The organism is Janthinobacterium sp. GW821-FHT03C08 (assembly GCF_059420905.1).
The window spans coordinates 276,525-300,497 of sequence record NZ_JBWKUP010000001.1 but is presented as its reverse complement, the minus strand read 5'-3'; the positions used below and the strand labels follow the sequence as shown (position 1 = coordinate 300,497).

24 protein-coding genes are annotated in these 23,973 nt (G+C 65.8%); 12 read left to right on the top strand and 12 right to left on the bottom strand.

Annotated elements, in window-relative coordinates:
• Positions 1-99 precede the first annotated feature (99 nt).
• On the top strand, positions 100-1,134 hold the full coding sequence (locus tag AC07VL_RS01365) for a carbonic anhydrase (RefSeq protein WP_494804277.1): 1,035 nt from the start codon (positions 100-102) through the stop codon (positions 1,132-1,134).
• Here AC07VL_RS01365 and AC07VL_RS01360 read toward each other — a convergent pair.
• Genes AC07VL_RS01360 through tsaE form a run of 3 tightly spaced genes read right to left on the bottom strand, consistent with a single transcriptional unit; the run spans position 1,131 to position 3,833 of the window.
• Positions 1,131-1,967, bottom strand: a complete 837-nt coding sequence (locus tag AC07VL_RS01360) for a D-hexose-6-phosphate mutarotase (RefSeq protein WP_494804276.1) — start codon at positions 1,965-1,967, stop codon at positions 1,131-1,133. The two genes, AC07VL_RS01365 and AC07VL_RS01360, sit on opposite strands and share 4 nt — an antisense overlap.
• Positions 1,968-1,980: 13 nt before the next feature.
• Positions 1,981-3,381 carry an N-acetylmuramoyl-L-alanine amidase gene (locus tag AC07VL_RS01355; RefSeq protein ID WP_494804275.1) on the bottom strand — a complete coding sequence of 467 codons (1,401 nt, stop codon included), beginning with the start codon at positions 3,379-3,381 and terminating at the stop codon, positions 1,981-1,983.
• Positions 3,345-3,833 (bottom strand): tRNA (adenosine(37)-N6)-threonylcarbamoyltransferase complex ATPase subunit type 1 TsaE, encoded by a 489-nt coding sequence (gene tsaE / locus AC07VL_RS01350; protein ID WP_230539960.1) that lies wholly within the window; start codon positions 3,831-3,833, stop codon positions 3,345-3,347. Before tsaE ends, AC07VL_RS01355 begins: the two co-directional genes overlap by 37 nt.
• Before the next feature lie 78 nt (positions 3,834-3,911).
• Here tsaE and queG point away from each other — a divergent pair, with 78 nt between their 5' ends.
• Positions 3,912-5,003, top strand: a complete 1,092-nt coding sequence (queG, locus tag AC07VL_RS01345) for a tRNA epoxyqueuosine(34) reductase QueG (protein ID WP_494804274.1) — start codon at positions 3,912-3,914, stop codon at positions 5,001-5,003.
• A gap of 7 nt (positions 5,004-5,010) precedes the next feature.
• On the opposite strand, the gene AC07VL_RS01340 is transcribed toward queG, so the two are convergent.
• A complete protein-coding gene (locus AC07VL_RS01340) occupies positions 5,011-5,388 on the bottom strand; it encodes a DUF3052 family protein (RefSeq protein WP_494804273.1) in 378 nt (125 codons plus the stop codon).
• Between the two features lie 122 nt (positions 5,389-5,510).
• Entirely contained in the window at positions 5,511-5,687 is a 177-nt protein-coding gene (locus tag AC07VL_RS01335) for a hypothetical protein (RefSeq protein WP_494804272.1), read from the bottom strand.
• Here AC07VL_RS01335 and AC07VL_RS01330 point away from each other — a divergent pair.
• Together AC07VL_RS01330 and AC07VL_RS01325 are read left to right on the top strand one after the other, a co-directional pair.
• Positions 5,679-6,185 carry a PadR family transcriptional regulator gene (locus AC07VL_RS01330; protein ID WP_494804271.1) on the top strand — a complete coding sequence of 169 codons (507 nt, stop codon included), beginning with the start codon at positions 5,679-5,681 and terminating at the stop codon, positions 6,183-6,185. The two genes, AC07VL_RS01335 and AC07VL_RS01330, sit on opposite strands and share 9 nt — an antisense overlap.
• A gap of 25 nt (positions 6,186-6,210) precedes the next feature.
• Complete coding sequence (locus tag AC07VL_RS01325; RefSeq protein WP_494804270.1) at positions 6,211-7,041, top strand: siderophore-interacting protein; 831 nt, start codon at positions 6,211-6,213, stop codon at positions 7,039-7,041.
• 111 nt (positions 7,042-7,152) lie between these two features.
• On the opposite strand, the gene AC07VL_RS01320 is transcribed toward AC07VL_RS01325, so the two are convergent.
• Together AC07VL_RS01320 and AC07VL_RS01315 are read right to left on the bottom strand one after the other, a co-directional pair.
• Positions 7,153-7,737, bottom strand: coding sequence for a response regulator transcription factor (locus AC07VL_RS01320; RefSeq protein ID WP_290600865.1), 585 nt, complete (start codon positions 7,735-7,737; stop codon positions 7,153-7,155).
• A gap of 25 nt (positions 7,738-7,762) precedes the next feature.
• Entirely contained in the window at positions 7,763-9,775 is a 2,013-nt protein-coding gene (locus tag AC07VL_RS01315; RefSeq protein ID WP_494804269.1) for a PAS domain S-box protein, read from the bottom strand.
• A gap of 144 nt (positions 9,776-9,919) precedes the next feature.
• On the opposite strand from AC07VL_RS01315, the gene AC07VL_RS01310 reads away from it, so the two are divergent.
• The 6 genes from AC07VL_RS01310 to AC07VL_RS01285 all read left to right on the top strand — a co-directional run bounded on the left by AC07VL_RS01310 (position 9,920) and on the right by AC07VL_RS01285 (position 15,022).
• Complete coding sequence (locus AC07VL_RS01310) at positions 9,920-10,912, top strand: TRAP transporter substrate-binding protein (RefSeq protein WP_092796199.1); 993 nt, start codon at positions 9,920-9,922, stop codon at positions 10,910-10,912.
• Between the two features lie 119 nt (positions 10,913-11,031).
• A complete protein-coding gene (locus tag AC07VL_RS01305; RefSeq protein ID WP_494804268.1) occupies positions 11,032-11,604 on the top strand; it encodes a TRAP transporter small permease in 573 nt (190 codons plus the stop codon).
• Positions 11,601-12,881, top strand: a complete 1,281-nt coding sequence (locus AC07VL_RS01300; RefSeq protein WP_494804267.1) for a TRAP transporter large permease — start codon at positions 11,601-11,603, stop codon at positions 12,879-12,881. The genes AC07VL_RS01305 and AC07VL_RS01300 overlap by 4 nt, the downstream gene beginning before the upstream one ends.
• Before the next feature lie 424 nt (positions 12,882-13,305).
• Positions 13,306-13,818: a methylated-DNA--[protein]-cysteine S-methyltransferase gene (locus AC07VL_RS01295; protein WP_494804266.1), complete on the top strand. Its 513-nt coding sequence runs from the start codon at positions 13,306-13,308 to the stop codon at positions 13,816-13,818.
• Entirely contained in the window at positions 13,815-14,732 is a 918-nt protein-coding gene (gene xerD, locus AC07VL_RS01290) for a site-specific tyrosine recombinase XerD (RefSeq protein ID WP_494804265.1), read from the top strand. Before AC07VL_RS01295 ends, xerD begins: the two co-directional genes overlap by 4 nt.
• Positions 14,733-14,812: 80 nt before the next feature.
• Positions 14,813-15,022, top strand: coding sequence for a hypothetical protein (locus AC07VL_RS01285; RefSeq protein ID WP_494804264.1), 210 nt, complete (start codon positions 14,813-14,815; stop codon positions 15,020-15,022).
• A gap of 79 nt (positions 15,023-15,101) precedes the next feature.
• Here AC07VL_RS01285 and AC07VL_RS01280 read toward each other — a convergent pair whose 3' ends face one another.
• From AC07VL_RS01280 to AC07VL_RS01270, 3 genes are read right to left on the bottom strand one after another with little or no spacing between them, the layout of a single operon-like run.
• Entirely contained in the window at positions 15,102-16,391 is a 1,290-nt protein-coding gene (locus AC07VL_RS01280) for a TolC family protein (protein WP_494804263.1), read from the bottom strand.
• Positions 16,378-19,482 carry an efflux RND transporter permease subunit gene (locus tag AC07VL_RS01275; protein ID WP_494804262.1) on the bottom strand — a complete coding sequence of 1,035 codons (3,105 nt, stop codon included), beginning with the start codon at positions 19,480-19,482 and terminating at the stop codon, positions 16,378-16,380. The genes AC07VL_RS01280 and AC07VL_RS01275 overlap by 14 nt, the downstream gene beginning before the upstream one ends.
• Positions 19,475-20,605 (bottom strand): efflux RND transporter periplasmic adaptor subunit, encoded by a 1,131-nt coding sequence (locus tag AC07VL_RS01270; RefSeq protein ID WP_494804261.1) that lies wholly within the window; start codon positions 20,603-20,605, stop codon positions 19,475-19,477. Before AC07VL_RS01270 ends, AC07VL_RS01275 begins: the two co-directional genes overlap by 8 nt.
• A 238-nt stretch (positions 20,606-20,843) precedes the next feature.
• On the opposite strand from AC07VL_RS01270, the gene AC07VL_RS01265 reads away from it, so the two are divergent.
• Together AC07VL_RS01265 and AC07VL_RS01260 are read left to right on the top strand one after the other, a co-directional pair.
• Complete coding sequence (locus AC07VL_RS01265) at positions 20,844-21,524, top strand: response regulator transcription factor (protein ID WP_494804260.1); 681 nt, start codon at positions 20,844-20,846, stop codon at positions 21,522-21,524.
• Positions 21,517-22,914: a sensor histidine kinase gene (locus AC07VL_RS01260; RefSeq protein ID WP_494804259.1), complete on the top strand. Its 1,398-nt coding sequence runs from the start codon at positions 21,517-21,519 to the stop codon at positions 22,912-22,914. Before AC07VL_RS01265 ends, AC07VL_RS01260 begins: the two co-directional genes overlap by 8 nt.
• Here AC07VL_RS01260 and AC07VL_RS01255 read toward each other — a convergent pair.
• Entirely contained in the window at positions 22,906-23,220 is a 315-nt protein-coding gene (locus AC07VL_RS01255; RefSeq protein WP_290603548.1) for a hypothetical protein, read from the bottom strand. The two genes, AC07VL_RS01260 and AC07VL_RS01255, sit on opposite strands and share 9 nt — an antisense overlap.
• Positions 23,220-23,939, bottom strand: coding sequence for an MgtC/SapB family protein (locus AC07VL_RS01250; RefSeq protein ID WP_494804447.1), 720 nt, complete (start codon positions 23,937-23,939; stop codon positions 23,220-23,222). Before AC07VL_RS01250 ends, AC07VL_RS01255 begins: the two co-directional genes overlap by 1 nt.
• Positions 23,940-23,973 lie beyond the last annotated feature (34 nt).

Sequence of the window (23,973 nt, the reverse complement as noted above, 5' to 3'; positions counted from 1 at the left end):
CGTTTTCCCCTTCCCTGTTGCTGTTTTCCTCCCGTACTGATTCAAGTTTTATTGCTTTCCAGCCGTAAACCAGAGGGTATTCTTACTTTCTGGATTTCCATGCGACATTTGAGCGCCCTGTTAGCTTGCAGCCTTGCCGCCATGACGGCCCTGGCCAGCGCCAAAGATGCCCCGGCGTCGGCCGCCGCAGCCGCCTCCGTACCGGCGGGCGCGCCCATGTCGGCGTCGGCGCGCGCGGCCGCCATGAAAACCCTGACCGAGTCCGTCAAGGGCAAGGCGCCCGTGACTGTCGCGCCCACGGCGCGCGAGAAGGAAGACGCGGCCGAAGTCGACCTGTCCGAACGCATCGCGGCGCGCCTGGCGGAGATGCGTGCCACCCAGGCGGCCCGCGCCGCCGCCCGCGCCAAGCGCGCCGCCGTGGTGAAGGCGGCGCCTCCGCCGCCACCGCCCGTGCCGCGCGGCACGCACTGGTCGTACGAGGGGGACAGCGGCCCGGCCAACTGGAGCAAGATCAACGTCGATTGGGCCAAGTGCGGCAATGGCAACCGCCAGTCGCCGATCGACATCCGCGACGGCATGAAGGTGGAGCTCGAGCAGATCAGCTTTGACTACCATCCGTCGTCGTTCAACGTGGTCGATAATGGCCACACGGTGCAGGTGGGCGTCAGTGGCGGCAACTACATCACGGTACAGAACCGCATGTTCGAGCTGCAGCAGTTCCATTTCCACCGCCCGTCGGAAGAGCGCATCAATGGCAAGGCGTTCGAGATGGTGGTGCACCTGGTGCACCGCGACGCGGAAGGCCGGCTGGCCGTGCTGGCCCTGCTGCTGGAGCGGGGCGCGCCGCAAGCGACCATCCAGACCGTGTGGAACAACCTGCCGCTGGAAAAATTCGAGACCATGCAGCCATCGATCCTGCTCGACCCGGCCGAGATGCTGCCGGCGCGGCGCGACTACTACACCTACATGGGATCGATGACGGAGCCGCCTTGCAGCGAAGGCGTGCTGTGGATGGTGATGAAGCAGCCGGTGCAGGCGTCGCCGGCGCAGATGGCGCTGTTCAGCCGTCTGTACCCGTTGAATGCGCGGCCGGTTCAGCCGGCGAATGGCCGCATCATCAAGGAATCCAACTAAACGAATTCGAGACGCTGGCGCCCGTTCCACCCGGCGCCGGCGGCCAGCAGGTCGGGCTGGATCAGCGCCGGCTCGATGCAGATGAAGCGCGGCTGCTCGTCGTCGGCCAGGTCGGGCAGGGCGGCCGCGTCCTGCGCGCCGGGGTTCCACACGACGGCGTCCGTAAAGCCCTGCTGCTCCAGGCGCAGGGTGGCGGGGCCAGCGTGCAAGGTCAGGGCGCCCGGCAGCTGGTAGTAGATGCGGTCGAGCTTGTCGTCAAATTGCAGGAATTCTTCCGCCTGCAGGGCATCTTGCGGCGTCTCGTCCGAATAGCGCACGCGCTGCAGGCCGGCGATGCGCGCCTCGCGCAATTGATCGATCGCAAAGTAGCTGTGCAGGGCCGCCGAGAACGGGAAGGCCTGCTCGCCCGTGTTGTGCACGGACAGGCTCAGGTCCAGCGCGGCGCCCTTCACGGCCACGCGCAGGCGCAGGGAAAAGGCGAACGGCCAGGCGGCGGCGATCGCCTCAGGCAGGTCGGCCTGCGTCAGCGTGAATTGGGCATAGGCGGCACCATCTTCGTGTCCGCTGGCCGACAGCTGCCACGTCGCCAAGCGGGCAAAGCCGTGGCGCATGCCCGTGCCGCGCGCGCCGAACTGGGGGAAGATCACGGGCACGCCGCCGCGGATGGCGCGGCTGCCGTCGAGGCTTGATTCGCGGCTGCAGAACAGGCGTTCCTGGCCGTCGCTGGTCTGCCACGACACCAGGTGACCGCCGTACAGGGTGACGGTGGCCTGCGCGCCGTCGGCGGCACGGATGGTCACGGCCGGCAGCTGGCCAAAGGTGGTGTTGCTCATGCAGGTGTCCATGTCAGGTCAAACGGCTTTTCGCCAGCGGCGGATTCTTCGCAAAATAATTCTTGATGCCCGTGACGATGGCGTCGGCCATCTGGTCCTGGTAGCCGTTGTCGGTCAGCTTGGCCTCTTCTTCCGGGTTCGAGATGAAGGCCGTCTCGATCAGGATGGAGGGAATGTCGGGCGCCTTGAGCACGGCGAAGCCGGCCTGCTCGACGGAACCCTTGTGCAGGCGGTTGATGCCGCCGATTTCGCGCAGCACGGCCTTGCCCAGCTTCATGCTGTCATTGATCTGCGCCGTCGTCGACAGGTCGAGCAGCACGCTGGCCAGCTGCTTGTCGTGGTTTTTCACGTTCACGCCGCCGATCAGGTCGGCCTGGTTTTCCTTGTTGGCCAGCCAGCGCGCGGCCGTCGAGGTGGCGCCTTTTTCCGACAGTACGAAGACGGACGAGCCACGCGCCGTCGGCTGGATGAAGGCGTCGGCGTGGATGGAGACGAACAGGTCGGCCTGCACCTTGCGCGCCTTTTCCACGCGCATGCCCAGCGGGACGAAGAAGTCGGCGTCGCGCGTGAGCATGACGCGCATGTTCGGCTGCAGTTCCAGCTTGGTTTTCAGGCGCTTGGCGATGGCCAGCACCACGTCTTTTTCGCGGCTGCCCCGGCTGCCCATGGCACCCGGGTCTTCGCCGCCGTGGCCGGGATCGAGCGCGATGGTAATCATGCGCACGACTTTCTGGCCCGGCAGCGGACGCGCTTCGGGGCGCTGCTCCGGACGCAGTTCGGGCATGGGCGGCACCATGGGCGCCGCCGGCGGCGTCACGGCGGCCACGGGCGGCTTGCCGCTCTCAGGCAGGGGCAGCGCGGGCGGCGGCGTATGCGTGCCGGCCATGGGCGGCTTGGCCGGGTCGCTGGACCAGTCGCCCTTTTCGATCATCTGCGCGATCAGGTCCGGCTCGTGCACGGGATACAGGTCGAAGATCAGGCGGTGGTTGTAGGAGCCGGCCGGCGGCAGGGTAAACAGCTGCGGCGTGACTTCCTCCTTCAGGTCGAACACCAGGCGCACCACGTTGGGCCGGTTCTGGCCCACGCGCACCTGCTTGATGTACGGGTCGTTCGACTGGATCTTCGCCACCAGGCCCTTCAGGGTGGGATTGAGTTCCAGGCCTTCGATGTCGACCACCAGGCGTTCCGGGTCCTTGACGATGAAGTGGGTGGCCTTCAGGATGCTGTCGTTTTCCAGCGTGACGCGCGTGTAGTCCTCGGCCGGCCAGACGCGCACGGCGAGAATTTGCGCCGCCATCGCCGACATGGGCGCAAACACGGACAACAGCAGGGTGCCGCCGGCCTTGAGCACCGTGCGCCGGGTGATGGGCGAGGAAATCAAAGGTTCGGGGCGAATTTGAGACGGTGAAGGCATGACAGACCCAATTCAGAAGACGCTTGCAATTCTACATCACGTCCTGTACCCGCAACGCTCAAATAAACATTCAGGTCGGCCGGCGGCAGCACCGGTTCGGCTTTCTCCGGCCATTCGACGATGCAGATATTGCGGCCATCGAAGTCTTCGCGAAAGCCCGCGTCGAGGAATTCCTCGGCGCTGCCCATGCGGTACAGGTCGAAGTGGATGACGTTGACGCTCTGGCCGTCGAGCTGCACCGTGTACGGTTCGGACAAGGTATAGGTGGGGCTTTTGACGTGGCCCGCATGGCCGGCCGCGTGCAGCAGGGCGCGCGTGAGGGCCGTCTTGCCGGCGCCCAGGTCGCCGTGCAGGTAGATCGCCAGGCCCGGCGCCAGCGCGCGCGCCAGCGCGGCGCCCAGCGCGGCGGTGCCGGCTTCGTCGTGGAGGTGGGCTTTGAAGTGTTCGGTCATTATCTTCCGTATCGCATAAAATGGAGGCTGCTGTCATTGTAACCGCCCGCGCGCCTGCCGTTTTCCGTAAAGTCCCCTATGTCCGCCACCGTCACCGATCTCGCCGTCCTGGCGCGCACCATCAAGGAATGGGGGCGCGAGCTGGGTTTTGCCGAGGTGCGCATCGCCGACGTGGACCTGTCGCACATGGAAGCACCCTTGCAGGCCTGGCTCGATGCAGGGTATCACGGCGAAATGGATTACATGGCCAGCCACGGCATGAAGCGCGCGCGCCCGGCCGAACTGGTGCCGGGCACGGTGCGCACCATCAGCGCGCGCATGAATTACCTGCCGCCGGCGCTGGGGCCCGACTGGCGCGCGCACGAGGCGGCGCGCGACGCCGATCCGTCTGCGGCCGTGATCTCCGTGTATGCGCGGGGACGCGATTATCACAAGGTGATGCGCTCGCGCCTGCAGCAACTGGCCGATCGCATCAAGGGCGAGATCGGCGACTTCGGCTACCGCGTCTTCAGCGATTCGGCGCCCGTGATGGAAGTCGAGCTGGCGCAAAAGGGCGGCTTGGGCTGGCGCGGCAAGCATACCTTGCTGATCAACCGCCAGGGCGGCTCCTTCTTTTTCCTCGGCGAGATCCTCGTCGACGTGCCGCTGCCCGTCGACCCGCCTGAAACGCCGCGTTGCGGCCAGTGCTCGGCGTGCATCACGGTGTGCCCGACGCAAGCCATCCTGGGGCCGTACCAGCTCGACGCGCGGCGCTGCATCTCCTACCTGACGATTGAGCTGAAAGGCGCCATTCCCGTCGAGATGCGCCCCCTGATCGGCAACAAGGTGTACGGCTGCGACGATTGCCAGACCGTCTGCCCATGGAACAAGTTCGCCCAGCGCGCCGTCGTGCCCGACTTCGACGAGCGCCACGGCCTGGGCGGCGCCGGCATGGTGGAATTGTTCGCTTGGACGGAAGAGGAATTCAACCGCCGCATGGAAGGCAGCGCCATCCGCCGCATCGGCCACGAACGCTGGCTGCGCAACCTGGCCGTCGGCATGGGCAACGCGGCCGCCAAGGCCCGTGGCCAGGCCGACATCGTCGCGGCCCTGCTGTCGCGCCGCGAGCATCCGTCGGCCATCGTGCGCGAACACGTCGAATGGGCGCTGGCCTTGCACGGCATCGCTTGACCTGCGTTTAAACCTGCTTCAGGCGCAGTGCCGACCAGCCGGCGTCGATGGCGACCATCGCCACGCTGTCGAGTCCCACGGATTGTGCAAAGTCGCGAATATCGTCGCGGTGGATGTCGCTGCCCGCCTTCACGCCGCCCTTGCGGTACGCCACCCAGAGTGCGCCGCCGGGCGCCAGGCGCGCCTGCGCCGCGGGCAGATAGCGCTCCAGTTCCGCGCGGCTGCGCGCGAACAGCAGTATCCAGTCGGCGCGCTCTCCTTCACTGACGCACCGCTCCGCCGGCAACTGCGCCAGCAATTCACCGTGTTCGCCGTCGTCATTGAGCACGGCCAGGGCCGTGGCGTTCTTCACATACATTTTTTCAGCAACGGTTTTGTCAGGCATGGCATATACGGGTGGAAGATGAAGCGACGAGCATAGCAAATTTCTCCTTGACTTATCGATATATCGTTATAAAATGGCGATACCTACTAACGATATATCTTTAAAGAGAAAACATGAGAAACTCACACCACGCAGAACACGGCCAACATGGCCATCACCCGCATCACGGCCATTGCGGCCAGCAGCACCACCATCACGGCGAGCAGCGCCACGAACACCGTCATGAGCACCGCGGCGAATACGCCCTGCACGGCCGCGGCCCGCGCGGCTTTGACGAGCGCGGCGACGGCATGGGCCATGGCGGCCCCGGTGGCCGGGGCGGGCGCGGCGAACGGGCCGAGCGCGTCTTCGGCCGCGGCGACCTGCCCCTGATCGTGCTGGCGCTGATCGAGATCAGCCCTCGCCATGGTTATGAAATCATCAAGGCCATCGAAGAGCGTTGCGGCGGCGCCTACGCCCCCAGCCCGGGCGCCATCTACCCGACATTGACCCTGCTGGAAGAGCAGGACCACGTCACCTCGTCCGAAAGCAGCAGCGGCAAGAAGCTGTACACGATCACGGACCTGGGCCGCGCATACATCGAGGAGAATCGTGCGCAGGTCGACGGCATCCTGGCCCGCCTCGACATGTTTGCCCGCATCCAGGCGAAACATGCCTTGCCCGAGCGCGTGCGCCAGGGCATGCACACCCTGAAACATGCCCTGTTGCTGAACAAGACCAACTGGAGCGAGGCGGAAGCCGAGCGCGTGGCGGCCGTGCTGGAGCAGGCGGCCAATGCCATCATCGACGGCCAATGAGCCCACTTTGACAAGGAACCAGTCCATGACGAATGCACCACTGGCAGCACCCCAACGGCTGCGTACCGCCGAACGCGTGCGCCACGACCTGAAATTGCGCGTCCTGACCGTCGTGCGCACCGAGCAGCTGACGCCGCACATGCGCCGCATCACCCTGGCCGGCGATGACCTCGACGGCTTCGTCTCGCCCGCGCACGACGATCACGTGAAGCTGTTCTTCCCCGCGCCGGGGCAGGCGATTCCCGTGTTTCCCGTGCTGGGCAACGGCGTCAATCCGATCCAGTATGACGAAGGGGCGCGTCCCATCGCCCGCAACTACACGCCGCGCCGCTATGACGCCGAGCGGCGCGAGCTGGAAATCGACTTCGTGCTGCATGGCGACGGCCCCGCCGCCAGCTGGGCGGCGCAAGCGACTCCCGGGCAGACCCTGGGCGTGGGTGGCCCCCGCGGCTCCATGCTGGTGCCGCTCGACTTCGACTGGTACGTGCTGGTGGGCGACCAGACAGCCTTGCCGGCCATCGCCCGCCGCCTGGAACAGCTGCCGGCCACGGCGCGCGCCATCGCCGTGATCGAGATCGTCGAGGACGGCGAACAGATCGCGCTCGAGTGCGCGGCGCAGCTGGAGCTGCGCTGGGTGGCGCGCAATGGCCGCAGCGGCGCCTTGCTGCTGGAGGAGCTGGCGAAGGTGGCCTTGCCGCAGGATGGCGACGGCTACGTGTGGGTGGCATGCGAGCATGCGCAGGTACAGGGCTTGCGTGCGCATTTCATCGACGCCGGCGTGCCGAAGCAGCACCTGCACGTGGCCAGCTACTGGAAACATGGGGCGGCCGAGCACCATGAGCATCATGATGACTGATTAGGTACCTGAAACCCCAAGCCGGGGTCAGCCCCTCAGCCGCGTCGACGCCATATCTGCGTCGACGTATGAGGGGGCTGACCCCAGAGTTCAGGAATTTTGGTTTGGGACTTACTTCAACAACCCCGCCAGTTCCACCGCCGTCTTGACTTGCATCTTGTCGAAGATATGCGCGCGGTGGACTTCCACGGTGCGCATGCTGATGCCCAGCTTGTCGGCCACCACCTTGTTCATTTTTCCCGCCAGGATCAGGTCCAGCACTTCGCGCTCGCGCGTCGACAGGGTGGCCAGGCGCGCGTGCACGGCGGCCAGTTCGCCGGCCTGGCGCGAGTTGGCCAGGCCCTGCTGCACGCGGTCCATCAGGTCGTTGTCGTTGAACGGCTTTTCAAAGAAATCGAAGGCGCCCCGTTTCAGGCTGTCGACGGCCATCGGCACGTCGCCGTGGCCGGTGAGGAAAATCACGGGCAGGCGCGCCGTCAGGTCGCGCTTGACCAGTTGGTCGAACAGGGCGATGCCGTTCATGTCGGGCATGCGCACGTCGAGCAGCACGCAGTCGCCGGCCGCGTCGAAGGTGCCGTCCAGGCTATCGAGGAACTGCTGGGCGCTGGCATAGCTGCGCGCCTCGATGCTGCGCGAGGCGGCCAGCCAGGACAGGGAGTCGCGTACGACTTCTTCGTCGTCGATGATATGCAGCATGGTGTCTCCGGATTGTCGTTGTTTGTCAGTGCGGCGCGCGCGGCGCGGCCGGCACGCTGAAAGTAAAAATGGTGCCACCGGCGGGGTTGGCGCCGAAGGTCAGCGCGCCGCCGTGAAATTCGATGGCGGTGCGGCAGATGTTCAGTCCCATGCCCATGCCTTCGGATTTGGTCGAGAAAAACGGCGAAAACAGCCGCTCGGCCACGTCTGCGGGAATGCCATGGCCATGGTCGATCACGTCCACCGTCACCATCTCCTGCCGCGCGTCGTGGCTGGCCCGCAGGCGCATGATACGCCGTCCCGGCGCCGCGTCCTGCATCGCCTCGATGGCGTTGCGGGTCAGGTTCAGCAGCACCTGCTCGATCATCACGGGATCGGCGCGCAGCAGCGGCAGGTCGGCCGGGATTTCTTCCTGGATGGTGACATAGTATTTGCGCGCCTGCAGGTCGATCAGCGCGCGGATGCCATCGATCAGCGTGCGGATGGCGATATCCTGGCGCTGCGGCTCGCTCTTGCGCACGAAATCGTGGACGCTGCGGATGATCTGGCCGGCCCGCTGCGCCTGCGCGCCCGCATGCTCCAGCGCCGGTTTCAGGGTGGCCGGGTCGACGGGGGCGCCGCTGTCGATGGCGCGGCGGATCAGGTTCAGCGCGCCCGTCGTGTAGCTGGAAATGGCCGCCAGCGGCTGGTTCAATTCATGCGCCAGCATCGACGCCAGTTCGCCCATGGTGGCCAGGCGCGAACTGGTTTGCAGCTTTTCCTGCTGCTGGCGGTTGAGCTCCTCGACGCGCTTGCGGTCCGAGATGTCGAGCACGGAGCCCATCCAGCCCGTCTGCTGGCCATTCTTGTCCACCAGCGGTGCTTCGAAGATCAGCACGGGCACGCGCGTGCCGTCGGGACGCTGGAAATAGGTTTCGAACTGCGGCGTGGGGTTGCCCGCCAGGGCCTTGACGAAGCGCTGCTGGTATTCCTCCAGCGCCTCGGGCACCCAGTAAGGCATGGGCGGCAAACGCCCGAGGATTTCCTCGGGCGGATAGCCGACGATCTGGCAAAACGCGGGGTTCACATACGTGACGCGCCCCTCCAGGTCGCGCGCGCGCATGCCCGTCACCAGCGAGTTTTCCATCGCCGTGCGGAACAGCATCTGCTGGCGCAGCGCGCTTTCGGCCGTCAGGCGGCGCGAGATGTGGCGCCACAGGGCCAGCAGGCTCCATAATAAACCCAGCGACAGGGCGATGACGGAGCCGACGAGCAGATTGGGCAGCAGCTTGGGCTGGCTTTTCACGCTGTCGGTAAACAGGGTGATGGTGGCGCCGGGCACGTCGAGCGCGCGCTTGTGCGTGTACACGCCGTGGCCGGGACCGGCGGCGGCGCGCCGCGCCAGCACCTTGTCGTCGCGGTCGATCAGCGAAATCTGGTTATCCTGGGCGAACCACCAGGGCACCATTTCATCGAGCAGGCTGCTGATCTGGTAGGTGGCCACCAGGCTGCCCACGTAGCGCTGGCCCTCGAACACGGGCTGGTGGTAATCCATCAGCATGGCGCCGGGCGGCGCATCGGGAAAGCCGCTCTGCTGCGAAGGCTGGGCGTACTGGCCCCGGTGCAGGCGGCGCGCATTGTCGGCGGCCGTCAGCGAGGCGGGCGAAAACGACAGTTCGTGCGGCAGGCTGTTGTCGCTGGTGGCCAGTACCCTGCCGCCCGTGTCCAGCCACAGTACGCGCTGCAGCTCGCGGCCGTTGCGCAGCATCTGCTGCAGCCGTTCGTGCACTTTTTCCGCCGACAGGGAGCCGCTGGCAATGTCCACGCCCAGGTTGAACAGGCTTTCCTCGTTGCGCGCCAGCTGGAAGCGGATCGTCTGCTCCACCCACAGGGTATCGGCGATCAGCTGCTCCTGGCGCTCGTTGCTTTCCATCTGTCGCGCCTGCCATGGCAGCCAGAACAGGATGGCGAGGAACAGCAGCAGCAGGATGACGGGCAGCAGCCAGCGCATCGGGCTGGAGAGCTTGAAGCGGCGCGCAAGAGTGGGGGAAGTCGGCATGGCTGGCAGGGTAGCGGCTTATCGGGAGCGGGCTATTGTGGTTAACCACAATAGCCGAGGCAGTTTCTTTGGCACAATATCTAAATAGACAAATAATAAAGTTTTTTAAAAACCACTCAGGAGACAAGAATGCAACTGCCGCCAATGAAAACCCTGTTCGTCGCGCTGTGCGCTGCCATCGGCGCCACCGCCGGCGTTCACGCCTACGCGCAAGCCCCCATCGTCATCAAATTCAGCCACGTCGTGGCCACCGACACGCCCAAAGGCCAGGCGGCGGAGCGCTTCAAGCAGCTGGCCGAGAAAGCCACGAATGGCAAGGTCAAGGTCGAACTCTACCCGAACAGCCAGCTGTACAAGGACAAGGAAGAACTCGAAGCCCTGCAGCTGGGTGCCGTGCAGATGCTGGCGCCATCGCTGGCCAAGTTCGGCCCGCTGGGCGTGAAGGAATTCGAAGCGTTCGACCTGCCCTACATCTTCCCTACCAAGACGGCGCTGTACAACGTCACCGAAGGCGAAATCGGCAAGAGCCTGCTGAAAAAACTGGAACCCAAGGGTATCACGGGCCTGGCCTACTGGGACAATGGCTTCAAGGTGATGTCGGCCAATAAGCCGCTGCACACGCCGGCCGACTTCAAGGGCCTGAAGATGCGCATCCAGTCCTCGAAGGTGCTCGACGCGCAGATGCGCGCGCTGGGCGCCAACCCGCAGGTGCTGGCCTTCTCGGAAGTGTATCAGGCGCTGCAGACGGGCGTGGTCGACGGCACGGAAAATCCGCCGTCGAATATGTACACGCAAAAGATGCATGAAGTGCAAAAGCACGTGACCGTGTCCAACCACGGTTACCTGGGCTATGCCGTCATCGTCAACAAGAAGTTCTGGGACGGCTTGCCGCCCGAGATCCGCGCGCAGCTGGAAAAAGCCATGCGCGAGGCGACCACGTTTGAAAAAGCCATCGCCCAGCGCGACAACGACCAGGCCCTCGACGCCATCAAGAAAGCGGGCAAGACGCAGATCTATACCCTGACGGTGCAGGAACAGGCGGAATGGCGCAAGGCGCTGGCGCCCGTGCAGAAGGCCATGGAAGGGCGCATCGGCAAGGACCTGATCTCGGCCATCAACAAGGAAAGCGCGAAGTAAGGCGCAGGCTGTAGCGCGCCGCCTGGCGCGCCGGGCAGGCTTTCCACTGCCACTTGCTTGAATGACTCCTGCGCGTCCTGGGCGGGAGTCCGTGTCTCCGCATTCTTTGAAAGTCCACCATGAAATTTCTGGATCATCTGGAAGAGTGGCTGATCGCGTCCCTGATGGGCGCGGCCACCTTCATCATCTTCATCGCGGTCGTGCACCGCTACCTGGCCGGCTTGCCGATACCGGGCCTGCAGGACTTCCTGATTCAAATCAATACCAGCTGGGCCCAGGAACTGTGCATCTACATGTTCGTCTGGATGGCCAAGTTCGGCGCCGCGTATGGCGTGCGTACGGGCATCCACGTGGGCGTCGACGTCCTGATCAACCGCATGAACCCCCGCTGGCGCGACCGCTTCATCGTCTTCGGCCTGGCCGCCGGCGCCCTGTTTACGGGCATCGTGGGGACCCTGGGCGCCAGCTTCGTGTGGTCCATCGGCCACACGGACCAGACGTCGGCCGACATGGAAATCCCCATGTGGCTGGTCTACCTGGCCGTGCCGCTGGGTTCCTACCTGATGTGCTTCCGTTTCCTGCAGGTGATGGTGCATTTCATCAAGACGGGCGCCTTGCCGAAACACGACCACTCGCACGTCGAGGGGCTGGAAGACGAATTGACGGCGGATGAAAAAGGAGCCAAGGCATGAACGCGCTGATTATTTTTGTGCTGCTGCTGGCGCTGATGCTGACCGGCATGCCGATTTCCATTTCGCTGGGCCTGACGGTGCTCACCTTCCTGTTCACCATGACCAGCGTGCCCATCGAATCGGTGGCCCTGAAGATTTTCACGGGCATCGAGAAATTCGAGATCATGGCCATCCCGTTCTTCATTTTGGCTGGCAACTTCCTCACGCATGGCGGGGTGGCGCGGCGCATGATCAACTTCGCCAGCTCCATGGTGGGCCACTGGCACGGCGGCCTGGCGCTGGCCGGCGTGATGGCGTGCGCGCTGTTCGCCGCCGTCTCCGGCTCCAGCCCCGCCACCGTGGTGGCGATCGGCTCCATCATCCTGCCGGCCATGGTCAAGCAGGGCTATCCGCGCGGTTTCGGCGCCGGCGTCATCACCACCTCGGGCGCGCTGGGCATTTTGATCCCGCCGTCGATCGTGATGGTGATGTATTCCGTCAGCACGAACACGTCGGTGGGCAAGCTGTTCATGGCGGGCGTGATTCCCGGCATGATGCTGGCCATGCTGCTGGGCCTGACCACGTGGTTCTTGGCGCGCAAGAACAACTATCCGCGCATGCAGAAGGCCAGCTGGAAGGAGCGCTTCGTGACGTTCAAGAAGAGCGCCTGGGGCCTGCTCTTGATCGTCATCGTCATGGGCGGCATCTATTCGGGCGCGTTCACGCCCACGGAAGCGGCTGCCATGGCTGCCGTGTACGCCTTCATCATCGCCGTCTTCGTCTACAAGGACTTGAAGATCAAGCAGGTGGGCAAGGTCTTGCTCGATTCGGCCGCCATGTCGGCGATGCTGCTGTACATCATCACGAATGCCGTGCTGTTCTCGTTCCTGATGACGAGTGAAAACATTCCGCAAGCGATGGCCGAATGGATCACGGGCAAGGGCTTGGGCGTGATCAGTTTCCTGCTGGTGGTCAACGTGCTGCTGCTGTTGGCGGGGAACGTGATGGAACCGTCGTCCATCGTGCTGATCATGGCGCCGATTTTGTTCCCCGTCGCCATGAAGCTGGGCATCGACCCCGTGCACTTCGGTATCTTGATCGTGGTCAACATGGAAGTGGGCATGTGCCATCCGCCCGTGGGCTTGAACCTGTACGTGGCGTCCGGCATCACGAAGATGGGCATTTCCGAACTGACCGTGGCCGTGATGCCGTGGCTGCTGACGATGCTGGGCTTCCTGGCGCTGATCACCTACGTACCACAAATCTCGCTGTGGCTGCCAAATTTAATTTACAACTAAAATAACTGTCCCCGTCATGGTGCAAAAAAAGTCGATCCTGCCGAATAAATGCGCTATGATGGGCGGCCTTACGGGGAAACACGTATAAGCATATACGCTCCGGTAGCAAGGCTGACATACAGAATTGGTAACAAGGTTGGTGGGGGAGTGGTCTATAAAAACGGTATTGATACCGGGGATATATTGAGGAGACACACGTTTCACAGAAGTTGTTGAGTCATAGCTGTCTGCGGCCACAAGCCGGCACCGGCGGACCCAAACGACCGGGAACGTGAAGCAATATTTGAAGCGCACCGATAGGTGCGCTTTTTTTTCGTCCTGCGCTTGCCTGCGCAGGCAGGCCGGAACGGTGCATAATCGTAGTGGTATGACTGTTTTGGTGCATCCGGTTGTATATTTGCCACACTTGAACTTTGATTAGCTGATGAAAAAACAACAGGGCAGTGAGCTGTTTTCGGCCATCGTCGCCGCACCGTTCGGCGCCATGGGCGTGCGCACGGAAAGTGGTCTGGTGCGCGAACTGGTCTACCTGCCGCCGCATTTTGCGGAAAAAGACGCGCAGGATGCCGTCGCCGGGCGGGCGTGCCAGCAACTGGCGCGCTACTTCCTTGACCCGGACTATGTCTTTGACCTGCCGCTGGCCACCCTGGGCAGCGCCTTCCAGCAGAAAGTATGGGCGGCCATCGCGCAGATTCCGCGTGGCAAGGTGCGCACCTATGGCGACGTGGCGCGCTGCATCGGCTCGGCGCCGCGCGCCGTCGGCCAGGCCTGCGGCGCCAACTGGTTTCCGCTGGTGATCCCCTGCCACCGCGTGACGGCCGCGGGCGGCCTGGGCGGCTTTGCCCACCACGACGACGCCACGGGCTTTCACCTGGGCGTGAAGCGCTGGCTGCTGGCGCATGAAGGCGTCGCGGGCATGGAGTGGCCGGCACGATGATGAACAGCCTGCTGGCGCCCGACAACGCCACCCTGATCGATGAATTCTGCGACAGCCTGTGGCTGGAAGACGGCCTGTCGAAGAACTCGCTGGACGCCTACCGGCGCGACATGCGTTTGTTCGCCCGCTGGTTGGAAGTGAACCGGCCCGGGCGCGAAGGCCTGTACGAGGTGTCCACGGCCGACATCGATGCGTATTTCGCCGCCCGCCACGACGAGAGCAAGGCGACCTCGTCGAACCGGCGCCTGTCCGTGCTCAAGCGCTTTTACCAGCTGGCCTTGCGGCACAAGCATATCGCGGCCGACCCGTGTTTGAAAATGGTCTCGGCCAAGCAGCCTGCGCGCTTCGTGCATACCTTGAGCGAAGCGCAGGTGGAAGCGCTGCTGGCGGCGCCCGACGTGAGCACGCCGCTGGGCCTGCGCGAACGCACCATGCTCGAGCTCATGTATGCGAGCGGCTTGCGCGTGTCGGAACTGGTGGACTTGCAATCGGTGGAGCTGAGCCTGAACGATGGCGTGCTGCGCATCACGGGCAAGGGCAGCAAGACGCGCCTGGTGCCCTTCGGCGAGCAGGCACGGCTGTGGATCGAGCGCTACCTGAAGGAGGCGCGCGGCATCATCCTCGACGGGCAGATGGACGATGCGCTGTTCGTCACGCGGCGCGGCGGCGCCATGACGCGGCAAATGTTCTGGGTCATCATCAAGAAGCACGCGCAGCAGGCGGGCATCACGGCGCCCCTGTCGCCGCATACCCTGCGCCACGCGTTTGCCACGCATTTGCTGAACCATGGGGCGGACTTGCGAGTTGTGCAATTGTTACTGGGGCATTCCGATATTTCCACCACGCAGATTTACACGCATGTGGCTCGCGAGCGGCTGAAACTGCTGCATGCGCAGCATCATCCCCGAGGCTAAAAACTTTGCGTTTCGCCCAACTGCGTCATAATGTGCCTTATGCGGTTATCTGTAACAATAAAAAACTAAAGAGGTAGTAAATGGCCAAGACAAATTTCCAATACGAAAAACGGCAAAAAGAGCTGGAAAAGAAGAAGAAAGCCGAGGAAAAAGCCAGGCGCAAGCTGGAAGCGAAAAACAATCCGAAGCCGGCCGACGGCGAAGAGGGGACTGAAGGCGACGCGCCGGAAGCGGACGACACCGACGCCGATGCGGCCGACGGCACCGACGCGCCTGCCCAGCCACAGTAATCCCCCGCCCTTGACGACCGGTGCGGCTTCTTCGCCGCGCCGGTGTCCCCCTCGTTGTCGCCTCCCTTTGTTATCAGCGTTATAAGCGCGGCCGCTGGCCGATGGCCAGTTGCAACTGCGTGCTGGCGATGGCGGCATCGGCGCGCGCCTGCAGATACGCCTGCCATGCATCGTCGGCCGAATGCTGCGCCGCCAGCCATTCCAGCAGCGAGGCATTGCCTTTGACGTAGGACAGGCGCATGCCGTCGACGACCTTCTGTGCGTCCTGCAGCACGCCGTCGCGGTAGCGCGCCAGCCGCTCCTGCGCCGAGCGCCATTGCCGCTGCGCCGTGCGCACTTCCGTCTCCGCCTTCAATTCCGCCTGGCGCAGGGCCAGCATCGCCTGCGTCACGCCCGCTTCTGCCTGCACCACGTCGCCGTGGTCGCGGCGCGACAGCGGGATGGGAATGGCCAGCGAGACGGACAGCGCGCGCGAACGGGGCGCGCCGTCGACGGGATTGCCGCTGCCATCGACGCCATCCGCGTAGCCGCGCGCGGCGGACAGGCCCACCGTCACGGTGGGATCGACGGAGCGGTTGGCGCGCACCAGGGCCGCGCCATCGCGCAGGTTGTCGAGGGCGGCGCGCGCGATGCGCACGTCGCTGCGTTCGCGCAGCGCTTGCGGCAGCAGTGTGCCGGCATCGTCGCCGGCGAAGGCGTTGATGTCGCAGGCCAGCTGCGCCCCGGGGAACAGGGTGTCGAGCTGGCGTCCCAGCGGCGGCGACAGGTTCAGCATGGCGCTGTCCGCCTCGCTGCGCGCCTGCGCCAGTTCGGCCTGGAACTGGTCGCGTTCCACGCGCGACTGCAGCAGTTCGATGCCGTCCACGTCGCCCGCCTTGCGCCGCACGCCGTTCGCTTCCACCACTTTCGACAGGGCGGCCAAGGTCTGCTCCTTGCGTGCCACGACGTCGCGCGTGCGGCACGCCTCCGTGTATGCCGCCGCGGCCGTGCCATACAGCTCGTTCCTGAAGCCGGCCACCGTTTCCTCGGCCAGCACGACATTGCTCTGCGCGGCTTTAAAGCGCGCGGCGCGCTTGCCGCCCGTCTCGATGGCCATGCTGAGGGCCGGCGTCCAGGTAACGGGGCGGTGTTCGACGCTGCGCACCGTCTCGCGCGCGGCGCCCAGGGTGAATTCCGGGTCGGGGCGCAGGCCGGCGATGCCGATGCCGGCCCTGGCCGACGTGATGCTTTGCTGTTGCGCCTGCAGTTCCAGGCTGTTGGCTTCCACGGCAGACAGGTAGGCGTCAAACGTCAGGGGCGCGGCAGCGCAGGGTAGGAGCAGCGCGGGCGAGAGCAGCAGGCCCGCGAGTAAGCGGTTAAAGCGTGTCATGGGGTTCTCCTTCAGTGGTGCCGTGGCGCGCGGCCTGGCGCGCCTCGATCAGGTAGTACAGGGCAGGCAGCAGCAGCAGGGTGAGCGCCGTGGCCGTCACCAGGCCGCCCACCACCACGGTGGCTAGCGGGCGCTGCACGTCGCTGCCCAGGCCCGTGGCCAGCATGGCGGGCGTCAGGCCCAGGGCGGCCACGGTGGCCGTCATCAGCACGGGACGCATGCGGTCGCGCGCGCCTTCGAGCACGGCATCGCGCAGGCTCCGGCCTTCTTCCGCCCGCAGGCGGTTGATCTGCGCCAGCATCAGCACGGCATTCAGCACGGCCACGCCGAACAGGGCGATGAAGCCCACCGCGCTCGAGACGTTCAGGGTCATGCCGCGCAGGTGCAGCGCGGCCAGGCCGCCCAGCATGGCCAGCGGCACTGCCAGCAGGACCAGCGCGGGCTGGCGCAGGTTGCGGAACTGGCCAAACAGCAGCAGGAACATGGCCCCCAGGGTCATCGGCAGGATCAGGGCCAATCGGCTTTGCGCGCGCTGCAGGTTTTCGAACTGGCCGCCCCACTCGACGCCGATGCGCTGGTGTTCGTCGGCCACGGCCTGCGCCACCAGCGGGCGCGCCTCGGCCAGGAAGCCGGCCAGGTCGCGCCCGCGGGCATTCAGGCGCACGATGATGTGGCGCCGTCCCATTTCGCGCACGATCACGCTTTCGCCCGAGGTGGTGCTGATGCTGGCCACCTGCGCCAGCGGTACCTTGGCGCCATTCGCGGCCGTGAGCATCAGGTTGGCGACGGCGTCCGGGCTGGAACGCACGGCGGGAGGAAAGCGCACGGCGATGTCATAGCTTTTCTCGCCCATGTAGACCTGGCCGACGGGCGCGCCGCCGATGCCGGTGGAAATCAGGTCGGCCACGTCGGCCGCGTTGATGCCGTAGCGGGCCGCCTTTGCCCTGTCCAGTTCCACCTTCAGGTTGGGCAGCGGCGGCTCCACGTCCACCGCCACGTCGGAGGCGCCAGGGACAGTTTTCAGGACGCTGGCCACCTTGCCGGCGATGCGGCGCACTTCATCGAGGTCGTTGCCGAAGATTTTCACCGTCAGGTCGCTGTGCGCGCCCGACAATTTATCCTGCACGCCGTCGATCATCGGCTGCATGAAGGCCACCGTGTAGCCTGGCATGCGGGCGAAGCGCTCGTTCATCTTGGCGATCAGCTGCTGCTTGCTCATGCCCGATTTCCAGCTTTTGTAGGGATGCAGGCCCACGCTGGCCTCGATGTGCGACGGCGTCCAGTAATCGGTGCCGTCGTCGTTGCGCCCCGTCTGCGTGACGATGGTCGACACTTCGGGAAATTCCAGCGCTGCGCGGCGCAGCTCGCTGGCCATCTCGGACGCCTTGTCCAGGGTGATCCCGGGCGGCATCTGCACCTGCAACCACAAGGATCCCTCGTCGAGGTAGGGCAGGAAGTCGCGGCCGATGCTGCCGCCCAGGATGGCCAGCGCCGCCAGGGATCCGGCGCACACCATCGCCACCCAGCGCTGCCTGCCCACCATGCGTTCGAGGAAGCGGCCATATGCGGCGGCCAGCTTGTCCAGCACGCGGTTGTGCGGCATGCGGCGCGGCTTGCGGAAGGCCAGCCAGGCCAGGCCCGGGATCAGCACCAGCGCCACCACCAGCGCGCCGACCAGCGCCGCGCCGACCGCATACGCCATCGGCGAGAACAGCTTGTATTCGATGCGCTGGAAGGCGAACAGGGGCAGGTAGGCGGCGATGATGACGGCCATGCCGAACATGATGGGGCGCGCTACCTGCAGGGTGGCCTCGATGGCGTCCTGCAGGGTGAGCGGGCGCTCCTGCTCCCGTTCGCGGCGGCGCAGTATGTTTTCCAGCACCACCACGGACCCGTCGACGAGGATGCCGAAGTCGATGGCGCCCAGGGACAGCAGGTTGGCGGGAATTTTAAAGTGGTGCATGAAGATGAAGGCGATCAGCAGGGCCAGCGGGATCGTCAGCGCGACGATGGCGGCCGCGCGCGGGCTGCCCAAAAACAGCAGCAGCACCAGGGCGACGAGCAGCATGCCTTCGCCCAGGGTAAATCCCACCGTGTGCAGGGTGGCGTCGATCAGCGAACTGCGGTCCAGGTAGGGCACTACTTTCACATCTTTCGGCAGTACATTGGCATTCAGGTCGTCCACGGCCGCATGGATGCCGGCCAGCGCCTGGGACGGGTTGAAGTCCTTCAGCAGCAGGGTGATGCCTTCGATGGTGTCGGGGTTGTTGTCCTTGCCGAGGATGCCGCGCCGCTCCACGTTGCCGTAGGCGAGCCTGCCCAGGTCCTTCACCAGCACGGGCACGCCGTTCTTGCTGCTGACGACGACGTTGCCCATGTCGTCGAGCGAGTGCAGCAGGCCCACGCCGCGCACCACGTACGATTGCTGGCCGCGGTCGATGACGCTGCCGCCTCCGCTGATGTTGTTGGCGTTGATGGCTTCCTTGACCTGCGCCAGCGAGAAGCCGTAGCTGTCGAGTTTTGCGGGGTCGAGTTCCAGCATGAACTGCGTCGTCAAGCCGCCGAAATTGCTCACGTCCGCCACGCCGCGCACCTGCTGCAGGCGCGGAATCACGGTCCAGAACTGCAGTTCGGACAGTTCGCGCAGGCTGCGGCTTGTCGATTCCAGCGTGTAGCGGTAGATTTCGCCCGTGGGCGAGGTGTAGGGATCGAGTCCCGGCTTGGCCTCGTACGGCAGGTTGACGCCGGCCAGGCGTTCCTGCAGCCGCTCGCGCGTGAAGTAGCCGTCGCTGCCATCCTCGAACACCACCGTGATCAGCGACAGCGCGAACAGGCTGCGCGTGCGCAGCACGTGCATGCCGGGCGTACCGAGCAGGGCGCGCTCGAGCGGGATGGTGATCTGCTGCTCGATTTCCTCGGCGCCCAGGCCCGGCACCTGCGTGACGATCTGCGAGGTGACGTCGGCGATGTCGGGATATGCCTCGATGGGCAGCTGCTTCCAGCTGTAGATGCCGTAGGCGGTGACGAACAGCAGCACCAGCCAGACGATGCCGCGCCGCTGGCAGCAGGTGGCGATGAAACGGTCAATCATTGAGCAGCACTCCTTCCTTGACGACGATGCGCTCGCCCGCCTTCAGGCCCGAGACGATTTCCACCTGGTCGCCATGGCTGGCGCCTAGCTGCACCGTGCGCGGCTCGAAACGCTGCGGGCCCCGTTCGACCATCACGCGCGTCGACAGCCCGCTTTGCAGCACGGCCGCCGCCGGCACGACGATGGCGCGGCGGCTGGCGCCGGCAAAACCCGCGTGGGCGAACATGCCGGGCTTGAAGGTGCCGGCTCGGTTGTCGATGGCCACGCGCACCTTCACCGTGCGCGTTTCGGGATCGAGCACGGCGCCCACGTAGGCGACCTTGCCGTCGAAGGTCCTGCCAGGCCAGGCATCGAGCGTGATGCGCGATGTCTGGCCCACGGCCACTTGCGCCAGGTCCTTCTCGGCCACGTTGGCCGACAGCCAGACGGTGGACAGGTCGGCCACCGTCATGACGGGCGCGTTGATATCGTTCCAGTAGCCGCCCTGGGCGCCTTCCATGGCGATCACGGTGCCGGCGATGGGCGAGCGCAGGACGTAGTCCCTGCGCGATCCGCGCCCGCTGGCACCGTACTGGGCCAGCTTGTCGGCGCTGGCGTGCGCGTCGCTGCCGGCCTGGTCGTAGGCTGCCTGCGCCGCCTCGTAATCCTTGCGCGCGGCGATCTCCGCCTCGAACAGCGTCTTCTGGCGCTCCAGCTCCTGGCGCGCCTGCAGCAGCGCGGAGCGGGCCTTGCTGTCGTCCGCGTAGGCGGCACTGAGTTCGGCAGAATCGAGGGTGAACAGCGGGTCGCCCGCCTTGACGCTGTCGCCCAAGGACCGTTGCAGCCGCGTGATGCGGCCGGCCAGTGGCGGCGTGATTTTCACCAGCTTTTCCGGCATGGCTTCGATGCTGCCCGGCGCGTCCGTCTGCGTGGCGATGTCCTGCTCCAGCGCGGGCGCCACCTGCAGGTGCTGGAGCAGGGGCGAATTCTTTGCGACTTCGATGCTGCCGTCGTCCAGGTGCGTCGATTGGGCCGTGGGCGCGGCTGGCGCCGTCGGCCTGGCGCAGCCGGCCAGGGCCGAGCTGCCGAAGGCGACGGCGAGCGCGCAGCAGGCGCCCAGGGCGCGGTGGTTGGTCGTGTTCATCCCGTGTTTCCTTCTTGTTGGTGGTAATGGGGCATGCGTGGATGCCGTGCCCTTGTGGGGGCAGCGAGGTGGGGCGCTGGTAGTGCGGGCGGCGTCACTACAGCGCCGGGAAAGCATAGCAATGTGCTCCTGAAGAAGCGCCCAAGAACGCCTGAATCATTCTTCAGGTTCGGTGCGCGCAGGGCGGGGCGCGTTAAAATGGGGGCATGGAAAATGCGGGACGACCGGAAAGGCAGGCATGAGAATCCTCTTGGTGGAAGACGACCGCAAGGCGGCGCGCCTGCTGGCCCGTGGCTTGCAGGAAGAAGGCTTTGTCGTCGACGTGGCGCACAGCGCGGAAGAGGGCGAGGACGAGAGCTACGCCGTCGATTACGACTTGATCGTGCTGGATTGGATGTTGCCGGGCAAGCAGGGCATCGACTTTTGCCGCGACCTGCGCGCACGCGCCATCCAGACGCCCGTGCTGATGCTCACGGCGCGCGATGCCACGGCCGACCGGGTGGCGGGCCTGAACACGGGCGCCGACGATTACCTGACCAAGCCATTCGAATTCGAGGAGCTGCTGGCGCGCATCCGCGCCCTGTTGCGCCGTTCCGACATCAGCCGCCCGCTGGTGCTGTCGCTGGCCGACCTGACGCTCGATCCCGTCAGCCACCAGGCGACACGGGGCGGCGCGGCGCTGGTGCTCACGCCCAAGGAGTACGCGATTTTGTTGATCCTGCTGCGCCAGGCGGGCGAGGTGGTGAGCCGCGCGCGCCTGGCCGAGCAGATCTGGCAGGCGGACCTGATCGGCATCGACAACCTGATCGATGTCCACGTGCGCAACCTGCGGGGCAAGGTCGATGCACCGGGGCTGCCGCAATTGATCCATACGGTGCGCGGACGCGGTTTCCGCCTGGCGGAAAGCAACGGTGGCTAGCTTCCGCAAGCGCCTGCTGCTGGTGCACCTGGCCGTCATCCTCGCCATCGTCGCCTGCACGGCGCTGGCCGGCTACTGGGGCCTGTCGCGCGCCGTGCATGGCCAGCTCGATGCGGCCCTGCTGGCGCTGGGCGAGACGGAAATGGCCATGCTGCCGGCCGCGCCGCGCCAGCCCGTCCAGGTGCACGAGGTGGCGCCGGGCATGGCGCCGCCGTCGTTGATGCGCCTCGACCGCCTGGTGCAGATCATCGACGGCGAGGGCCGCGTGCTGGCGCGCAGCCGCAACCTGGAAGCGGCGCAGCTGCCGGCGCCGCCGGCCCTGCTGGCGCGCCTGGCGGCCGGCGACACCGTCTTCGAGACCCTGCCCAAGTTCGGCGAGGAGCCGCTGCGTATGGTTTCCATTCCCGTGCCGTCGGCCGGATCGCGCCTGGCGGTGCAGGTGGCCGGTTCGCTCGACGACGCCAACCATGTACTGGCTGCCGCCACCGTGCTGTTTGGCGCCATGGCGCTGGCCTTGCTGGCAGCCGTGGGGCTGGCCGGCGAAATGCTCACGCGCCGCGTGCTGGGCGCCATCGACGACGTGGTGCGACAGGCGCACTCCATCGGCGAGGCCAGCCTGCACCAGCGCCTGCCGCATCCGGGAACGCCCGATGAAATCGGCCGCCTGGTCGATACCCTGAACGCCATGCTGGACCGCCTGGAGCACGGCTACGACGCGCAGCGGCGCTTCACGGCCGACGCCTCGCACGAGCTGCGCTCGCCCCTGTCGCGCCTGCGCACGGAAATCGAAATCACCCTGCGCCGCCCGCGCGAGGCGGCCGAGTATGTCGACGCGCTGGCCTCCTGCCTCGACGAAGTGCAGCGGCTGACGACCCTGGTGGAGGAATTGCTGATGCTCACGCGCCTGGACGTGGGCCAGGAGCGCAATGCCGTGGAAACGGTCGCTCTGCAGCCCCTGGTGCGCGCGGCGGCGCAGCGCCTGGAAAAGGCGGCGGCCCAGCGCGGCATCCGCATCGAGTTTGACGCTGGCGCGCCCGTGCATGCGCGCGTGGCGGCAGGACCCGCCGACCTGGTGCTGGCCAACCTGCTCGATAACGCCGTGAAGTTTTCGCCCCCCGGAAGCAGCATCACCGTGCACGTGGCGCGCGACGGCGACGACGCACTGGTGGGCGTGGCCGACGCGGGGCCGGGCATCGGCGTGGAAGACTTGCCGCACCTGTTCGAACGTTTTTACCGGGGCGCCCAGGCGCGCGCGGGCGAGGCGCCCGGCTTCGGCCTGGGTCTGGCCCTGTCGCAAGCCATCGTGCACGCTTATGGCGGGTGCATCGAGGCATGCAACCGCCCGGAAGGCGGCGCCCTGTTCACCATGCGCCTGCCCGCCTCAGAGTGAGGGTGAAGGCGCGACGCCCTCCCAGCGTACCTGCCGCACCTGCGGCCAGGCGCCTGCGCGGTTGACGAAGCGCACCAGCACGGCGCGCTGCACCAGCTGGCACAGCACCGTGGCGATCAGCCGCACGCTGTGCCGGCCTTCGTCCCAGCTGCGCACGATCTGCGACGGTGCCAGTCCCGCGCCTTTCAGTTCGGCCAGCAGCAGGCGCACGACATGGTCGGCCTGCGCCGCAGGACAGGTGACGGTCAGGCGATAGGTGGCGAGCGCCGGACCACGTTTGGAAAACCACAGCAGCCATTTTTTCATCACACACCCCGCTCGGCGACAAATTCCGCGTTGTTCACCAGCGCCCAGCGCACGGCCGAGACGCTGCCTTCCAGGCTCACCTGGCTGACGATCTGCTCCAGCAGTCCCAGGCTGGAAACGGGCGTGAGCAGGTCGGCGCGCACTTCGATGCGTCCGGCCTGCGCCGCATCCTCGCTGTGCAGGGATTGCAGCATCAGGGCCGGCATGCCGCTGATCAAGCGCAGCATCAGCTTGCGCACCTGGACTTCCTGCTCCGCCTCGCACACGGCCGTGACGCGGTAGATGCTTTCCGTCTCGATGCCCGCTTCGCTGCCATGCGTGTTGATGCGCTGCGCCAGCTGGCGCAGCACCAGGTTGGCCACCAGCACGAAGGCCGTGCCGATGGCCGCTTCCAGCGCAAAACCGAGGCCGCACAGCACGCCGATGGCGGCCGAGCACCACAGGGTGGCGGCCGTGTTCAGGCCGCGCACCGTCATGCCTTCGCGCATGATCACGCCGGCACCGAGGAAGCCGATGCCCGACACCACCTGCGCGGCGATGCGCAGGTGGCCATCCGGGTCGCCTTCGAGCACGGAGACCATCACGAACAGCGAGGCGCCGACGGACACCAGCGCATTCGTGCGCAGGCCCGCCATGCGCTGGCGCAGCTGGCGTTCGGCGCCGATCATGGCGCCCAGGGTCAATGCCGCGGCAACGCGCAGCGCAAAGTCAAATACCACCATCAGTTTCTCCCGGCTGGGGAGGAACAGGCGA

Coding starts and splice junctions, on each gene's coding strand:
- AC07VL_RS01365 (WP_494804277.1), top strand. CDS start 100: ATGCGACATTTGAGCGCCCTGTTAGCTTGCAGCCTTGCCGCCATGACG.
- AC07VL_RS01360 (WP_494804276.1), bottom strand. CDS start 1,967: ATGAGCAACACCACCTTTGGCCAGCTGCCGGCCGTGACCATCCGTGCC.
- AC07VL_RS01355 (WP_494804275.1), bottom strand. CDS start 3,381: ATGCCTTCACCGTCTCAAATTCGCCCCGAACCTTTGATTTCCTCGCCC.
- tsaE (WP_230539960.1), bottom strand. CDS start 3,833: ATGACCGAACACTTCAAAGCCCACCTCCACGACGAAGCCGGCACCGCC.
- queG (WP_494804274.1), top strand. CDS start 3,912: ATGTCCGCCACCGTCACCGATCTCGCCGTCCTGGCGCGCACCATCAAG.
- AC07VL_RS01340 (WP_494804273.1), bottom strand. CDS start 5,388: ATGCCTGACAAAACCGTTGCTGAAAAAATGTATGTGAAGAACGCCACG.
- AC07VL_RS01330 (WP_494804271.1), top strand. CDS start 5,679: ATGGGCCATGGCGGCCCCGGTGGCCGGGGCGGGCGCGGCGAACGGGCC.
- AC07VL_RS01335 (WP_494804272.1), bottom strand. CDS start 5,687: ATGGCCCATGCCGTCGCCGCGCTCGTCAAAGCCGCGCGGGCCGCGGCC.
- AC07VL_RS01325 (WP_494804270.1), top strand. CDS start 6,211: ATGACGAATGCACCACTGGCAGCACCCCAACGGCTGCGTACCGCCGAA.
- AC07VL_RS01320 (WP_290600865.1), bottom strand. CDS start 7,737: ATGCTGCATATCATCGACGACGAAGAAGTCGTACGCGACTCCCTGTCC.
- AC07VL_RS01315 (WP_494804269.1), bottom strand. CDS start 9,775: ATGCCGACTTCCCCCACTCTTGCGCGCCGCTTCAAGCTCTCCAGCCCG.
- AC07VL_RS01310 (WP_092796199.1), top strand. CDS start 9,920: ATGAAAACCCTGTTCGTCGCGCTGTGCGCTGCCATCGGCGCCACCGCC.
- AC07VL_RS01305 (WP_494804268.1), top strand. CDS start 11,032: ATGAAATTTCTGGATCATCTGGAAGAGTGGCTGATCGCGTCCCTGATG.
- AC07VL_RS01300 (WP_494804267.1), top strand. CDS start 11,601: ATGAACGCGCTGATTATTTTTGTGCTGCTGCTGGCGCTGATGCTGACC.
- AC07VL_RS01295 (WP_494804266.1), top strand. CDS start 13,306: ATGAAAAAACAACAGGGCAGTGAGCTGTTTTCGGCCATCGTCGCCGCA.
- xerD (WP_494804265.1), top strand. CDS start 13,815: ATGATGAACAGCCTGCTGGCGCCCGACAACGCCACCCTGATCGATGAA.
- AC07VL_RS01285 (WP_494804264.1), top strand. CDS start 14,813: ATGGCCAAGACAAATTTCCAATACGAAAAACGGCAAAAAGAGCTGGAA.
- AC07VL_RS01280 (WP_494804263.1), bottom strand. CDS start 16,391: ATGACACGCTTTAACCGCTTACTCGCGGGCCTGCTGCTCTCGCCCGCG.
- AC07VL_RS01275 (WP_494804262.1), bottom strand. CDS start 19,482: ATGATTGACCGTTTCATCGCCACCTGCTGCCAGCGGCGCGGCATCGTC.
- AC07VL_RS01270 (WP_494804261.1), bottom strand. CDS start 20,605: ATGAACACGACCAACCACCGCGCCCTGGGCGCCTGCTGCGCGCTCGCC.
- AC07VL_RS01265 (WP_494804260.1), top strand. CDS start 20,844: ATGAGAATCCTCTTGGTGGAAGACGACCGCAAGGCGGCGCGCCTGCTG.
- AC07VL_RS01255 (WP_290603548.1), bottom strand. CDS start 23,220: ATGAAAAAATGGCTGCTGTGGTTTTCCAAACGTGGTCCGGCGCTCGCC.